Raw genomic sequence first — 14,082 nt, 5'->3', positions numbered from 1 at the left:
GCGGCGGCTGGCCGGTTCAGCCGAGCAGGGCAAACAGTTCGTCTTCGCTGAGCGGGCGGCTTTCGCTGTCTTCGCGGGCGCGATATTCCAGGGTGCCCGCGGCCAGTCCGCGCTCGCTGACCACGACGCGGTGCGGAATGCCGATCAGCTCCATGTCGGCGAACATGCTGCCGGCGCGTACGCCGCGATCGTCCAGCAAGGCCTCGATGCCGCGCTGGCCCAGCGCCTGATATAGCGCCTCGGCGGCCGCGCTGACGGCTGGCACGTTTTTCGGATTGATCACGCACACCACGACCCGCCACGGCGCCATGGCTTCCGGCCAGAGGATGCCGGCTTCGTCGTGGCGCTGCTCGATCGCGGCGGCGACGATGCGGCTGACGCCGATGCCGTAGCAGCCCATGGTCATCACCTGCGGCTTGCCGCTTTCGTCCACCACGGTGGCGCCAAGCGTCTCGGCGTATTTCGTGCCCAGCTGGAACACGTGGCCGACCTCGATGCCGCGGGCGAGGTGCAGCACGCCCTTGCCGTCGGGGGAAAGGTCGCCTTCGACCACGTTGCGCAGGTCGGCGATGCGGGTGATGCGCGCATCGCGCTCCCAGTTCGCGCCGGTGCAGTGCGTGCCGTCGACATTGCCGCCGCAGACAAAGTCGGCGAGCACGGCAGCGTCGCGGTCGACGATCACAGGGATCGACGCCGGCAGGCCGACCGGGCCGATGAAACCGGGACGCGTGCCGGTGGCGGCGCGGATTTCCTCTTCGCTGGCGAGCACCGATTCGTCCGGCAGCTCGGCCAGCTTGCCGGCCTTGACCGCGTTGATCTCGTGGTCGCCGCGCAGGCACAGCGCGACCAGGCCGTCGCGACCGCGCACCAGCAGGGTCTTCACGCACTGCTGCGGGCTGACCTTGAGGAAGCTGGCGATGTCGTCGATGGTCTTCTGCGTGGGCGTGTCGACTTGCTGCAGGGCGGCGGCAGGAGCAGGGCGTTGGGCAGTCGGCGCCAGCGCCTCGGCCTTCTCGATATTCGCGGCGTAATCCGAACCGTCGGAAAACACGATGGCATCCTCACCGGAATCGGCCAGCACCTGGAATTCGTGGCTGGCATTGCCGCCAATGGCGCCGGTGTCGGCCTGCACCGCGCGGAAGGTCAGGCCGAGGCGGGTGAAAATGCGCGAATAAGCCTGGTACATCGCCGCATAGGTCTCGGCCAGCGATTCCTGGGTCAGGTGAAACGAATAGGCATCCTTCATCAGGAATTCGCGCGCGCGCATCACGCCGAAACGCGGGCGGATCTCGTCGCGGAACTTGGTCTGGATCTGGTAGAAGTTGACCGGCAGCTGCTTGTAGCTTTTCAGCTCGTTGCGGGCAAAGTCGGTGACCACTTCTTCGTGGGTCGGGCCGTAGCAGAATTCCTGGCCCTTGCGATCCTTGATTTTCAGCAACTGGCCGCCGAATTTCTCCCAGCGGCCGGTTTCCTCCCACAATTCTTTCGGCTGCACCGACGGCATCAGCATTTCGATCGCGCCGGCGCGGTCCATTTCCTCGCGCACGATGTTTTCCACCTTGCGCAGCACGCGCAGGCCCAGCGGGCTCCAGGTGTACAGGCCGGAAGCGAGCTTGCGGATCATGCCGGCGCGCAGCATCAGCTGGTGGCTGGCGATTTCGGCGTCGGCAGGGACTTCCTTGACGGTGGCCAGGTGGAATTGGCTGAGGCGCATGCGGGCGGTTCCGGCGTGAATGAAGACGCCCATTGTAGCGGGCTGCCGTCACCGTCGCAGACCATGGCCGGCACCGGCCGGCCCGATGCCGGCGGTGCCGCAGCCTGGGTGATGGCTTAGCGGACCTGCTGGCAGAACTGGTCGTATTGCGTCTGCGCCGCGGCGGTCTGCTGCTTGCGCTGGGCATCGTCGAGCGCGACGGTCTTGCCGCCCTGCTGCATCACCACCGGACCACCGGCCTGCAGTGCGGTGAGGTTGGCCTTCAGCGTGTCGCACATCTTGCTGCGGTTTTCCGGCGTGTCGGCCACCGGTTTGGCGGGCTCGGCCGTGGCCTCCCTGCTTTCCGCCGTCTCGCTGGGCGCGGGTGCGACCAGCGGTTCCACCGTGCCGGTGGTGGTCACCTTCACATACTTCGTGCCCTGTGCCGGCGGCGCTTCCGAGTAGTGCACGGTGCCGCTGGCGTCCGTCCATTTGTAGACCTGGGCGGCGGCCAGCGGGGCCAGCAACAGCAGCGCCACGGCAATCAGCGAACGATGCATGGTGTTCTCCATGTTTGCGTGAAATATCAGGTTCACCTTGTTATCACCCCGGCGTTCCGGACTCAAGCAGCCGATGGTTTACACTGCGCGCATCCTGTCACGGATTGATTCATGAGCGAGCCACTGCCCGTCCGCCCGCCCCGCCACCGGGGTATCTACCTGCTGCCGAACCTGTTCACCACAGGGGCGATGTTTGCGGGTTTCTACGCGATCATCGCCAGCATCGGCGGCCGTTATACCGAGGCGGCGGTCGCGGTGTTCATCGCCGCGCTGCTGGATGGCATGGACGGCCGCGTGGCACGGATGACCGGCACCCAGACCGAGTTCGGCGTGCAGTACGACTCGCTGTCCGACCTGGTCAGCTTCGGGCTGGCGCCGGCGCTGGTGATGTATACGTGGTCGCTGTCGACGCTGCGCGATTTCGGCCCGCTGTGGGGCAAGCTGGGCTGGGCCGCCGCGTTCATCTACGCCGCCTGCGCCGCGTTGCGGCTGGCGCGCTTCAATACCCAGGTCGGCGTGGCCGACAAACGTTATTTCCAGGGGTTGGCCAGCCCGGCGGCGGCGGCGGTGTGCATGTCCTTCGTGTGGAGCGTGGACAAGTTCGGCCTAGCCGGCAGCGATTTCTGCTTCATCACGCCGGTGATCGCGATCGTGGTCGGCCTGCTGATGGTCAGCCGTTTCCGCTATTTCAGCTTCAAGTCGCTGCCGATGGGCGATCGCCAGCGGGTGCCGTTCGTGTGGATGGTGGTCGCGGTGCTGCTGCTGGCCTTGCTGATCCTGGACACGCCGCGCGTGTTGTTCGTCGGTTTCACGCTCTACCTGTTGTCCGGTCCGGTATGGACCATCTGGAGCCTGGCCACCCATCGGCGCCGGGCACGGCGCAGCGCGGCATGAGCGCCCTGCCACGCCAGCACGTCAGCGCCGACCATCGCGCCCGCGTATTGCGCGCGCTGGGTGTGACGCCATGGCAGCGGCGCGCGGTGCCCGCCGCCGTTACGGCAGGCGAGCAGGAGTACGCGACCGCCGACATGGCGGCGAACGTCGCCTGCGTGGTGGTGTTGCCGCAGGACTGCAGCGCGCGCGAGCTCGACCTGGTCGGCCGCGCCCTGAATGCGTGCGGCGCCGCCCTGGCGCGCGCGGCGCGGGTCACGGTGAGCGGCGGCGAGCTGGCCGCGGGCGTGCCCGAGGCACAGGCCTACCTGGTGTTCGGCGAAGCGCAGGCGCACGCGCTGGGTCGCGCGCTGCCGGCGGCGGTGATGCATCAGGCGCAGATCGTGCTGGCCGACGAACCGGCGCTGGTGCTGACCAGTGCCGATGCCAAGCGACGGCTATGGAACGCGCTGCGCAGCGTGCGCCGCGCGCTGGCCGCTGCGGGCGGCTAAGCGCCATGGTCGCGGTGATCAAGCCGGTGATCCAGGTGCGCGGCATGCGGGCCGAAGACCTGGATACGGTCAGCGCGCTGGAAAATGCCTCCTACGAATTCCCGTGGTCGGCAGGCATCTTCAGCGATTGCGTGAAGGCCGGGCACCCGTGCTGGGTGCTGTGCGTGGACGAGGCGATCGCCGGCTACGGCATCCTGTCGATGGGCGCCGGCGAGGCGCATGTGCTGAACCTGTGCATCGGGCCGGACTGGCGTGGCCGCGGCCTGGGCCGGCACCTGCTGGGGCGCTTGCTGGACATCGCGCGCTGGAACGGCGCCGAGCGGGTATTCCTCGAGGTGCGTCCGTCGAATCCGCTGGCGAAGACGCTGTACGAGTCGGTGGGCTTTCGCGAGATCGGGCGTCGGCCGCGCTATTACCCCGCGCGCCATGGTCGCGAGGACGCGATCGTGATGGCACTCGAGCCCAATCTGGCCGAAGGCCATATTGGGAAATAGATGAAGAGGCTTCGGGTGCTTCGAAGCGCTTGATCCCCTCCCAGCCTCCCCCTGCAAGCAGGGGAAGGGGCGATCATCAACCCTGCAGCTTCGCTGCCTGTTCGCGCAGCGCGCCCAGCGTGGTATTCCAGTCGGCGATACGCTGGCGCTCCTGGGCGACCACCTCGGCCGGTGCGTTGGCGACGAAGCTGGCATTGCCGAGCTTGCCTTCGCACTTCCTGATCTCGACCTCGATGCGGGCGATTTCCTTGGCCAGGCGCGTCTTTTCGGCGCCGAGATCGATCAGTCCGGCGAGCGGGATCAGCACGCGCAGCGTGCCGACCACGGCCGCGGCCGCGGCGGGTTCTTCAGCCCCGTCCTCGATCCACTGCGGCATTTCGGTGCGGGCGAGGAAGGCGATCTGGGCGGCGAACTTCGTCACGCGGGCACGGTCGCCGGCATCGCCGTCGGCCAGCAGCAGCGGGATCGTCTTGCCGGGCGAGATGTTCATTTCGGAACGGATCTTGCGGACGCCCGAAAGCACGTTCTTGAACCACTCGATCTCGGCCGTGGCCGCGTCGTCGGCAACGATGTCTTCGGCACGCGGCCACGGTCGCTGCATCAGGCTGCCTTCGCCGAGGCCGAGCATCGGCGCCACCGACGCCCACACTTCCTCGGTGATGAACGGGATCACCGGATGCAGCGCGCGCAGCACGCTTTCCAGCACCACCAGCAAGGTGTGCCGGGTCGAAGCGGCCGCGGCGGCGTCGCCACCGTTCAAGGCCGGCTTCGACAGCTCCAGGAACCAGTCGCAATATTCGTTCCAGACGAATTCGTACAGCGCCTGCGCCAGCAGGTCGAAGCGGTAGCTGACGAAGTGCTGCTCGACTTCACCCAGCGTCTGCTTGAGGCGGGTGAGGATCCACCGCTCGGCTTCGGTCACCGGCGCACCGGCCGGCGCGGCGATCTCACCGTCCGGCAAATTCATCAGCACGAACCGCGCCGCGTTCCACAGCTTGTTGCAGAACGCCTTGTAGCCTTCGGCGCGCTTGATGTCGAAGTTGATCGTGCGGCTGTAGCTGGCCAGCGCGGCGAAAGTGAAGCGCAGCGCGTCGGTGCCGATCGCGGGGATGCCGTCCGGGTAATCCTTGCGGATGCGCTTCTCGACCTTGGCGCGCACCTGCGGGATCAGCAGCGACCGGGTGGATTTTTCCACCAGCGGCTCCAGCGCGATGCCGTCGATCAGGTCCAGCGGGTCCAGCGTGTTGCCCTTGGACTTGGACATCTTCTGGCCTTCGGCATCGCGCACGATGGCGTTGATGTAGACCTCGCGGAACGGGATGCGGCCGGTGAAGTACTTGGTCGCCATCACCATCCGCGCGACCCAGAAGAAGATGATGTCGAAGCCGGTGACCAGCACCGCGCTGGGCAGGAAGATCTGGTCGTCCTTCCAATTCGCCACGATCTCGCCGCGCTCGTTCTTCACCGGGCCATCCGCCGGCCAGCCCAGGGTGGAGAACGGCCACAGCGCCGAGCTGAACCAGGTGTCCAGCACGTCATCGTCCTGGCGCAGCGCGCCGACCGGCGCGGTGCCGGCATTCGCACGCGCGTCGGCCTCGTTTTCGCCCACGAAGATGTTGCCCGCCTCGTCGTACCACGCCGGGATGCGATGGCCCCACCAGAGCTGGCGGCTGATGCACCAGTCCTGGATGTTGTCCAGCCACTGGGTGTAGGTGGTCGACCAGTTCTCCGGCACGAACTTGATCTCGCCCGAACGCACGGCATCCAGCGCCGGTTCGGTGATCGCCTTGCGGCCGCCGGGACGTCCATCCTTCTGGACGTCCGAAGTCAGATCGACGAACCACTGGTCGGTCAGCATCGGCTCGATCACCGCGTCGGAGCGCTGGCTCACTGGTACCTGCAGCTTGTGCGGCTTCGTCTCGACCAGCAGGCCGGAGGCTTCGAGGTCGGCCAGCACGGCTTTGCGCGCGTCGTAGCGATCAAGGCCGCGGTATTTTTCCGGCGCGTTGTCGTTGACCTTCGCATCCAGCGTGAAGATGGTGATCGGCGCCAGCTGGTGGCGCTGGCCGATCGCGTAGTCGTTGAAGTCGTGCGCCGGGGTGATCTTCACGCAGCCGGTGCCGAATTCGCGGTCCACGTAATCGTCGGCGATTACCGGAATCTGCCGGCCGGTCAACGGCAGGTGCAGCATCTGGCCGATCAGATGGGCATAACGCTCATCCTCCGGATGCACCGCCACGGCCACGTCGCCCAACATGGTTTCCGGGCGCGTGGTGGCGACCACCAGCGACGCGGCGCCGTCGGCAGTCATGTAACGGATCGACCACATGTGGCCATCGCGCTCGACGTTGTTCACTTCAAGGTCGGAGACGGCCGTGCCCAGCAGCGGGTCCCAGTTCACCAGCCGGTTGCCGCGGTAGATCAGACCCGCGCGATACCAGTCGATGAACACCTTGCGCACCGCGGCCGACAGGCCCTCGTCCATGGTGAAACGCTCGCGCGACCAGTCCGCGGCGGCGCCGATGCGGCGCATCTGGTTGGTGATGGTGGAACCGGATTCCTCCTTCCACTGCCACACCCGCTCGACGAACGCATCGCGGCCCAGGTCGTGCCGGGTCTTCTCCTCGACCGCCAGCTGGTTCTCCACGATCTTCTGGGTGGCGATGCCGGCATGGTCGGTGCCGACCTGCCACAACGTGTTGAAACCGCGCATGCGGTGGTAGCGCACCAGCATGTCCATCACCGTCTGCTGGAACGCATGTCCCATGTGCAGCGTGCCGGTGACGTTCGGCGGCGGCAGGAGGATGCAATACGGCGCGCCCTTGCCCGACGGCCGGAACGCGCCGCTGGCTTCCCAGCGCTGGTACCACGTCGACTCGATCTGGGCAGGCTCGAAACTCTTTTCCATCTGAATTGCGCTCGGTGGCGCGCGCGGGACGCGCGCTTTGTCATGGGCTAAAGCGGTAATTGTACGGGGCGGGGGCTGGGCTGCCAAAAAAACGGCCATTGCCGCGGGCACGTTCGGCGCCAAAATGGCTACTTCAGGCGCCGCAGTCGATGGCGGCTCAGGGCAGCAGGTCGATACCGAAGCGCCGCATCAGCAGGGCGAATGCGCCGAAGCACACGACGGTGATCAGCACGCAGGCCAGCAGGGTCGGCCAGAAGCCCAGCCGCGGCAACAGCGCCGGGAAGGCGAGGAACATCGGCAGGGTCGGCACCACGTACCAGAAGGTGTACCAGGCGTGGTTGGCGATCTTGGTCTGCGACTGATGCTCGACGTGCAGCCAGATCAGCGCCAGCACGGTGACCAGCGGCAGCGCCGCGATCAGCCCGCCGAGGCGGTCGCTGCGCTTGGCCGCTTCGGACACGACCACCACCACCGCGGCGGTGATCAGGTATTTGCTGATGAGCCAGGCCATCGGGCGCTCCGCGAAAGGGAAGTCTGCCGGCGGGCGCGAGTCAGTGGGCCGGCGCGGAAAGGCCGCGCAGGAAGGTGGTGAAGCTCGCCAGGTTGGCCTGCCAGCCGCCGGGATCGCGCGCCGCGACCAGGGTCGAGGCGCCGTGCACGCCGACCTTGGGCTGGTAGTGCACGATGTTGGCGCTGTGCGCGTCGCGCAGTACCTCGGCCACGTTGTCGGCCTCGTCCGGGTCAGTGGTGATGTAGAACGGCACGACCACCTTGGCGGCTGCGTGCTTGATCAGATTCTTGTCGTCGAAATATTCGCCCGACGAGAAGCTGGCGATGGCGCTCAGGCCTTGCGGATGTTTCGCGGCCAGCATGATCACCAGCGAGGAACTGTAGGAACTGCCCACCGCGACGATGCGCGCGTAGTGCTGCGCGCGGGCCCAGGCCAGGGCGGCCTCGAGATCGGGCAGCGCGGCCAGGTAATCCGCCGACGCGCCGAGCTTCGCCACGGTTTCGTTGTGGCCGCCGAACAGGTCGCCGCCGGAGCGCTGGTCGATCGCGAGCGTGTCGAAACCCAGTTTCTGCAGCGCCGGTACCACGCTGTCGTACTCGTGCCGGTTCGCGTGGGCCTGATGGAACAGCAGGACGATGCTGCGGCCGTGCGGCTGCGCCCGGCCGAGCGTGCCGTACACGGTCACGCCATCGGCGGCGTGCAGGGTCAGCGGTTCGCCGGCCAGCGCGAGGGCGGGCAGGCAGAGCAGGATCAGGCAGGTCCAGCGGACGAGGCGGGCGTGGCTTGCGATGGTCATGGTCATCACACAGCTCCTCGGGGATACCCGGCGCAGGCTACGTGAGGCGTCGGGCAAAGGCCAGCGGCGGCGCAGCGACTCAGCGCGCGCGCAGCTCGCGGCCGTAGCCGTGCACTTCGTCGACCAGCACCTTCACGTGCTCCGGATTCACTTCCGGGGTAATGCCGTGGCCCAGGTTGAACACGTGGCCGGGGTGGTTGCCGTAGCTGTCGAGCACGGCGCGGGCCTCGCGGCGGATCACCTCGGGGTTGGCGCGCATCACGGCCGGATCGAGGTTGCCTTGCAGGGCGACCTTGCCGGCGACGGCGCGGCGGGCATCGGCGAGATGCATGGTCCAGTCGACGCCGAGGGCGGCGCAGCCGATGTCGGCCATGTCCGCCAGATGCTGGCCGGCACCTTTGGAGAACAGGATCACCGGCAGCTCGCGCGCACGAGTGTCGGCTTTCAGCGCGGCGACGATCTGCGCCATGTAGCGCAGCGAGAATTCGCGGAACGGGGCGGGGCCGAGCAGGCCGCCCCAGGTATCGAAGATCATCAGCGCCTGCGCGCCGGCGGCAGCCTGGGCGATCAGGTAGGCGGCGACGGACTGCGCCAGCGTGTCGAGCAGCTGGTGGGCGAGCTTCGGCTCGTTCCAGCACATCGTCTTCAGCGTGGCGAAGTCGCGCGAGCCGGCGCCCTCGACCATGTAGCAGGCCAGCGTCCACGGGCTGCCGCTGAAGCCGATCAGCGGCACGCGGCCGTGCAGTTCGCGGCGGATCAGCCGCACCGCATCCATCACGTAGCGCAGCTCGCCGTCCATGTCCGGTACGGCGAGTTTCGCGATGTCGGCAGCCGTGCGCACCGGGCGCGCGAACTGCGGGCCTTCGCCGTGGGCGAACGACAGGCCCAGGCCCATCGCGTCGGGGATGGTGAGGATGTCGGAGAACAGGATCGCGGCGTCCAGCTCGAAGCGCTCGAGCGGCTGCAGGGTGACTTCGCAGGCGTACTCGGGGTTCTGCGCCAGGCCCATGAAGCTGCCGGCACGCTCGCGGGTGGCGCGGTATTCGGGCAGGTAGCGGCCGGCCTGGCGCATCACCCAGATCGGTGTGGTGTCGGTGGGTTCGCGGCGCAACGCGCGCAGAAAGCGGTCGTTCTTCAACACATCGGTCATTTCAATCAACGTCCGTACGGGCCTTCCAGCCCCTGGGCAAACATCAGGCGGAAGCCGCGCTTGAGCTGGGCGTCACGGGCTTTCTCGAAGGCGGCGACCGCCTCGTCGCGCTCCAGGAACTGTTCGCGCTTCATCGTGGCGCGGCCGCCCTGGGTGCCCGATTCGCGGTACAGCGTCCAGCCGCCGAGCAGGTCCTGCTCCAGCGTGATCTGGACGTAGCGGGGTGCGTCGGTACTGCCGGGCACGGTTTGCAGATAGAGGCGCATGGGTTCCAGGGATGCAGCACGAACGGGCGCGTAGCCGGACGCCACAGTTTATAGGATTTGCGCGGGCGCACCCGCGGCCCGGCCGGGCCATGTCGTCACACCCGGCGGTTCATCCCGCGGCTTGCAGCACGGCCAGCACGTCGGTCTCGTCCACGCCGCCGACGATCTCGGCCCGCCCGATGCCGCGCCACAGGATCAGCCGCAGCGTGCCGGCGGTGTTCTTCTTGTCCAGCCGCATCAGCGCCAGCAGTTGCTGTGCGTCCATGCCCGGCGGGATCGTGACGGGCAGGCCGAGGGTTTCCAGCAGGCACCGCAGGCGGGCGGTGGCGGCCGGTTCGCTCATGCCCAGGCGTTCGGACAGCCGGGCGGCCAGCAGCATGCCCACCGCTACGCCTTCGCCATGCAGCAGGGTGGTGTAGTGGCCGGCGGTCTCCAGCGCGTGACCGAAGGTGTGGCCGAAGTTGAGCAGGGCGCGTTCGCCCTGCTCGGTCTCGTCGCGGGCGACCACGCCGGCCTTGTACTGGACCTTGCGCGCGATCGCTTCCAGCACGGTGGCGGGGTCACGCGCGGCCAGCGCGGCGGCGTGTCGTTCCAGCCAGGCGAAGAACGGCTCGTCGCCGATCGCCGCGCCCTTGATCACCTCGGCCAGGCCGGCGCGGTATTCGCGATCGGGCAGGGTGGCCAGAGTGTCGATGTCGGCGATCACCGCGCGCGGCTGATGGAATGCGCCGGCGAGATTCTTGCCGACCGGCAGATTCACGCCGGTCTTGCCGCCGACCGAGGAATCGACCATCGCCAGCAAGGTGGTCGGCATCTGGATGAAGTCGATACCGCGCATCCAGCACGCCGCGCTGAAGCCGGCCAGGTCGCCGACCACGCCGCCGCCCAGCGCGATCACGCAGGCGTCGCGGGTGGCGCCGAGCTGGCCCAGCGCTTCCAGTGCGCGGCCGACGTTGGCGAACGTCTTGTGTGCCTCGCCGTCGTCGAGCAGGAAGGACGACCAGCGCAGGCCGTCCAGCCCTGCCTCGATGCGCGGCAGGTACAGCGGTGCCACCGTGGTGTTGCTGACCACCAGCGCATGCCGGCCGCGCAGCATGGCGCGCCAGCGCGCGTGATCGCCGAGCAGGCCGGCGCCGATCCAGACCGGATAGCTGCGCTGGCCGAGGGCGACGGTGATCGTCTGGAATGCCGGGTCGTTCATGCGGTCTGCCTGGGCGAGGCGCCGGGGCGCTGCCAATGATGGTCGATCAGCGCGATGCAGCGTTCGCTGGCGGCGGCGACGCTGCCGTGTTCGCCGGGTACCGCAAGATCGGCGAGTTCGCGGTAGATCGGCTCGCGCACCTGCGCCATTGCCTGCAGCCGTTCGTGGCGGTCGGGCACCGCCAGCAGCGGGCGGCGGTGGTCGCGTTCCAGCCGCTCCAGCTGCTGTTCGATCGTGGTCTGCAGCCACACCACGTAACCGCGCTCGCGCAAATGCTGGCGGTTGTGCGGCGCAAGCACCACGCCGGCGCCGGTGGCCAGCAACACGCCGGGGCGGCGGCTGCATTCGTCCAGCAGCGTGCTTTCGCGCTGGCGGAAACCGGCCTCGCCCTCGATCTCGAATACCGTGTTCACGTCCACGCCGCAATGACGTTCGATCTCCTGGTCGAGATCGACGAAGGTCAGGCCATAATGCGCGGCAAGCCGTCGCCCGATCGAGGTCTTGCCGGCACCGGTGGGACCGATGAGGAACAGGTTGTGCGACGGGTTCATGGGCAAATGCTAACAGGGCGGATCAACCTGGGCAGATCGACAGGAGGGTGGTGGTGAGCGAACGTATCCTGCTGGCCGGATGCGGCGATCTTGGCGAACGCGTGGCGCAGCGCCTGCGTGCGCACGGCGACGAGGTGTGGGCGCTGCGGCGCCGGCCGCCGGCGCGCGGCATGCACGGCATCCATTGGCTGCGCGGCGACCTGACCGATCCGGTCAGCCTGCGCGAACTGCCGGCCGGGATCACCCGGCTGGTCTACCTGCCGGCCCCGGCGACGCGCGACAAGGCGGCGTACCGCGCGATCTTCGTGGACGGCCTGCGTCACCTGCTCGACGCGCTCGATCGCCGCAAGCTGGCACGGGTGCTGTTCGTCTCGTCCAGCGCCGTGTACGGCGAGCACGACGGCGACTGGGTCGACGAGGCTACCCCGACCGACCCGCCGGGATTCAACGGCGCGGTGTTGCTCGAGGCCGAGCAGTGGCTGGCGGAGCAATCGCTGCCGTCGACCGTGCTGCGGCTGGCCGGCTTGTACGGGCCGGGTCGGCTGCAGCTGATCGAACGCCTGCGTGCGGGGCAGCTGCGGGTGCCGCGCGAGACGCCGCACTGGGCCAACCGGATCCACGTCGACGATGCCGCGGCGGCGATCGCGCATCTGCTGCGGCTGAAGTCGCCGCAGCCGCTGTATCTCGGCGTCGACGACACGCCGATGCCGCTCGACGAGCTGTACGATTTCCTGGCCGCCCTGATCGATGCGCCGTTGCCGGCCGAGGGCGCGGCGCCGGCCGGTGTGGGCAGCAAGCGGCTGCGCAATGCGCGGCTGCGCGCCAGCGGCTGGGCGCCGCAATGGCCGGACGCGCGCGAAGGCTACGCGGCGCTGCTCGACAGCTGAACCATCCACCACGGAGAACCGCCATGGCAAACACCGTTCCGCATCACCAGGTCAGCACTGCCAACGAGATTCCCGGCTGCCGCATCGTGCGTTCGTTCGGCATCGTGCGCGGCATCACCGTGCGTTCGCGCAGCGTGGTCGGCAATCTCGGCGCAGCGCTGCAGCCCATCGTCGGCGGCAACATCTCGATCTACACCGAGCTGTGCGAGAAGGCGCGCGAGGAGGCGTTCGAATTGATGCTGCGGCATGCCGCAGCGATGGGCGCGAACGGCGTGGTGGCGATGCGCTACGACGCGAACGAGGTGGCCCAGGGCGTCACCGAAGTGCTGGCCTACGGCACGGCGGTGCAGGTCGAAGCGTCAACGTGAGGTGATTTTGCAGTGCGGCTTGTCCTTGCGCACGGCGGCGGGTCAGACTCGGGCTTCAGGCGGGGGGAACGCAGCGTGCCGTTTGCACGATTCCACCGGAGAGTGTCGCCATGTCGGTAGCCAAGGTCATCGAAATCAACGCGTCGTCCAGCAAGGGCGTGGAAGATGCCGTGCAGCACGGATTGAAGAAGGCGGGGGAGTCAGTGAAGAACATCAAGGGCGCCTGGGTCAACGAGATCAAGGTGGTCACCAAGGACGACGGCACCATCGCCGAGTGGCGCGTCAACCTGAAGATCAATTTCGTCGTCGACTGATCGACCCGGACCAGGGATCAGGATCGGGGCGGCGCCATGCTTCCCCGTCCCGATTCAGCCGTGGCTGAGCCCGGTCACGTGGCGGTCGTCGTCGTATTCCACGCAGGTATCGGCCAGGGCCGGCAAGGTGGCCAGCGCGTGCCGGCTGAGCCGTTCGAAATGCGCCAGGAACCGCTCCATCGCGGTGGCGTCCATCGCCAGCGGCGCGTGCCGCGCCAGCAACTCCTGCTCCTGCTCGCCGCGCCAGCGCCGCACGATCTCCCAGTTCGGCGCCTGCAGCACGATCAGCGCATCGAACTTGCGCCATAGCGGCTGGTAGCCGCGCAGTTGCTTGTTGACCCAGTGGCGCCAGCTGCCGTCGGGGTCTTCGGTGCGTTCCAGTTCGTTGATCGGCCTGGTCAGCGCGGCCTGCAGCTGCGGCCGGATGCCCAGCGCCCAGCCTTCCACGATCACCAGCCGGGGCGGGCGCGTGGTGCGCGGCCAGCGCGACGGCGGGAAGCGGGTATCGCGGCCCTTGTCGAAGCGCGGGTGCGACACCGGCAGCTTGTCCGAGGCGTGCGGCAGGGCGGCCAGCACCGACATCATCAGCTCGATCTCGTGCGTGCCCGGCACACCGCGGGTGCGCAGCAGCGGGTGCACGTCGCGCGCCAGCGCCTCGCGGTCGCTGCGGGCGTAGTAGAAGTCGTCCAGCGCGAGCACCTCGGTGGGCCAGCCACGCGCTTCGGCCTGGGCCTTCATCACCCGCGCCAGGGTGCTCTTGCCGCTGCCCTGCAGGCCGGACAGGCCCAGGATGTAGGGACGGCGCGAGCGGGCGATGCGCCCGGCGTACTGGTCGAGCAGATGGCCGGCGAGGGCCTCGTTCTGCAGGTCGGCGTGGGACGTCATCCGTGGGACACCGTGGTTCCGGGAGGGATTTCCGCCACCGGCAGGCAGCGGCGGCGGGGCATCCCGCAAACGGGCATGTCGCTGCCGCCTTCACATTCCATGAGCGAAAATGGCGT

16 protein-coding genes are annotated in these 14,082 nt (G+C 68.2%); 6 read left to right on the top strand and 10 right to left on the bottom strand.

Annotated elements, in window-relative coordinates; genetic code table 11:
- Nucleotides 1-16: 16 nt before the first annotated feature.
- Nucleotides 17-1,714, bottom strand: coding sequence for a proline--tRNA ligase (locus ABIE04_RS04785; RefSeq protein ID WP_354547427.1), 1,698 nt, complete (start codon nucleotides 1,712-1,714; stop codon nucleotides 17-19).
- A gap of 116 nt (nucleotides 1,715-1,830) precedes the next feature.
- A complete protein-coding gene (locus tag ABIE04_RS04780; RefSeq protein ID WP_354547426.1) occupies nucleotides 1,831-2,253 on the bottom strand; it encodes a DUF4124 domain-containing protein in 423 nt (140 codons plus the stop codon).
- A gap of 111 nt (nucleotides 2,254-2,364) precedes the next feature.
- On the opposite strand from ABIE04_RS04780, the gene ABIE04_RS04775 reads away from it, so the two are divergent.
- Genes ABIE04_RS04775 through rimI form a run of 3 tightly spaced genes read left to right on the top strand, consistent with a single transcriptional unit; the run spans nucleotide 2,365 to nucleotide 4,129 of the window.
- A complete protein-coding gene (locus ABIE04_RS04775; RefSeq protein ID WP_214555593.1) occupies nucleotides 2,365-3,147 on the top strand; it encodes a CDP-alcohol phosphatidyltransferase family protein in 783 nt (260 codons plus the stop codon).
- On the top strand, nucleotides 3,144-3,635 hold the full coding sequence (locus ABIE04_RS04770; protein WP_354547425.1) for a hypothetical protein: 492 nt from the start codon (nucleotides 3,144-3,146) through the stop codon (nucleotides 3,633-3,635). Before ABIE04_RS04775 ends, ABIE04_RS04770 begins: the two co-directional genes overlap by 4 nt.
- A gap of 5 nt (nucleotides 3,636-3,640) precedes the next feature.
- The gene (gene rimI, locus ABIE04_RS04765) at nucleotides 3,641-4,129 is read left to right on the top strand and encodes a ribosomal protein S18-alanine N-acetyltransferase (RefSeq protein ID WP_354547424.1); all 489 of its coding nucleotides are present in this window, start codon (nucleotides 3,641-3,643) and stop codon (nucleotides 4,127-4,129) included.
- A gap of 76 nt (nucleotides 4,130-4,205) precedes the next feature.
- On the opposite strand, the gene ABIE04_RS04760 is transcribed toward rimI, so the two are convergent.
- From ABIE04_RS04760 to ABIE04_RS04730, 7 genes are all read right to left on the bottom strand, one after another.
- Nucleotides 4,206-7,037, bottom strand: a complete 2,832-nt coding sequence (locus tag ABIE04_RS04760; protein WP_354547423.1) for a valine--tRNA ligase — start codon at nucleotides 7,035-7,037, stop codon at nucleotides 4,206-4,208.
- Nucleotides 7,038-7,194: 157 nt separating this feature from the next.
- Nucleotides 7,195-7,548, bottom strand: a complete 354-nt coding sequence (locus ABIE04_RS04755; protein ID WP_354547422.1) for a DUF3147 family protein — start codon at nucleotides 7,546-7,548, stop codon at nucleotides 7,195-7,197.
- A gap of 40 nt (nucleotides 7,549-7,588) precedes the next feature.
- The gene (locus tag ABIE04_RS04750; protein ID WP_354547421.1) at nucleotides 7,589-8,350 is read right to left on the bottom strand and encodes an alpha/beta hydrolase; all 762 of its coding nucleotides are present in this window, start codon (nucleotides 8,348-8,350) and stop codon (nucleotides 7,589-7,591) included.
- Between the two features lie 73 nt (nucleotides 8,351-8,423).
- A complete protein-coding gene (hemE, locus tag ABIE04_RS04745; RefSeq protein ID WP_354547420.1) occupies nucleotides 8,424-9,494 on the bottom strand; it encodes a uroporphyrinogen decarboxylase in 1,071 nt (356 codons plus the stop codon).
- A gap of 5 nt (nucleotides 9,495-9,499) precedes the next feature.
- Nucleotides 9,500-9,760 (bottom strand): WGR domain-containing protein, encoded by a 261-nt coding sequence (locus ABIE04_RS04740; protein WP_056387319.1) that lies wholly within the window; start codon nucleotides 9,758-9,760, stop codon nucleotides 9,500-9,502.
- A gap of 109 nt (nucleotides 9,761-9,869) precedes the next feature.
- Nucleotides 9,870-10,961 (bottom strand): 3-dehydroquinate synthase, encoded by a 1,092-nt coding sequence (aroB, locus tag ABIE04_RS04735; protein ID WP_354547419.1) that lies wholly within the window; start codon nucleotides 10,959-10,961, stop codon nucleotides 9,870-9,872.
- The gene (locus ABIE04_RS04730) at nucleotides 10,958-11,512 is read right to left on the bottom strand and encodes a shikimate kinase (RefSeq protein ID WP_354547418.1); all 555 of its coding nucleotides are present in this window, start codon (nucleotides 11,510-11,512) and stop codon (nucleotides 10,958-10,960) included. The genes aroB and ABIE04_RS04730 overlap by 4 nt, the downstream gene beginning before the upstream one ends.
- A gap of 53 nt (nucleotides 11,513-11,565) precedes the next feature.
- On the opposite strand from ABIE04_RS04730, the gene ABIE04_RS04725 reads away from it, so the two are divergent.
- From ABIE04_RS04725 to ABIE04_RS04715, 3 genes are all read left to right on the top strand, one after another.
- Entirely contained in the window at nucleotides 11,566-12,399 is an 834-nt protein-coding gene (locus ABIE04_RS04725) for an SDR family oxidoreductase (protein ID WP_354547417.1), read from the top strand.
- 23 nt (nucleotides 12,400-12,422) lie between these two features.
- Nucleotides 12,423-12,767, top strand: a complete 345-nt coding sequence (locus tag ABIE04_RS04720; RefSeq protein WP_354547416.1) for a YbjQ family protein — start codon at nucleotides 12,423-12,425, stop codon at nucleotides 12,765-12,767.
- 110 nt (nucleotides 12,768-12,877) lie between these two features.
- A complete protein-coding gene (locus ABIE04_RS04715) occupies nucleotides 12,878-13,081 on the top strand; it encodes a dodecin family protein (RefSeq protein WP_214555582.1) in 204 nt (67 codons plus the stop codon).
- Nucleotides 13,082-13,135: 54 nt separating this feature from the next.
- Here ABIE04_RS04715 and ABIE04_RS04710 read toward each other — a convergent pair whose 3' ends face one another.
- Nucleotides 13,136-13,966: a kinase gene (locus ABIE04_RS04710; RefSeq protein WP_354547415.1), complete on the bottom strand. Its 831-nt coding sequence runs from the start codon at nucleotides 13,964-13,966 to the stop codon at nucleotides 13,136-13,138.
- Between the last annotated feature and the right edge of the window lie 116 nt (nucleotides 13,967-14,082).

The organism is Rhodanobacter soli (assembly GCF_040548735.1).
GTDB classification, from domain to species: Bacteria; Pseudomonadota; Gammaproteobacteria; order Xanthomonadales; family Rhodanobacteraceae; genus Rhodanobacter; species Rhodanobacter soli_A.
Note: the sequence above shows the minus strand (reverse complement) of the source record. Positions and strands in the feature narration are given on the sequence as shown.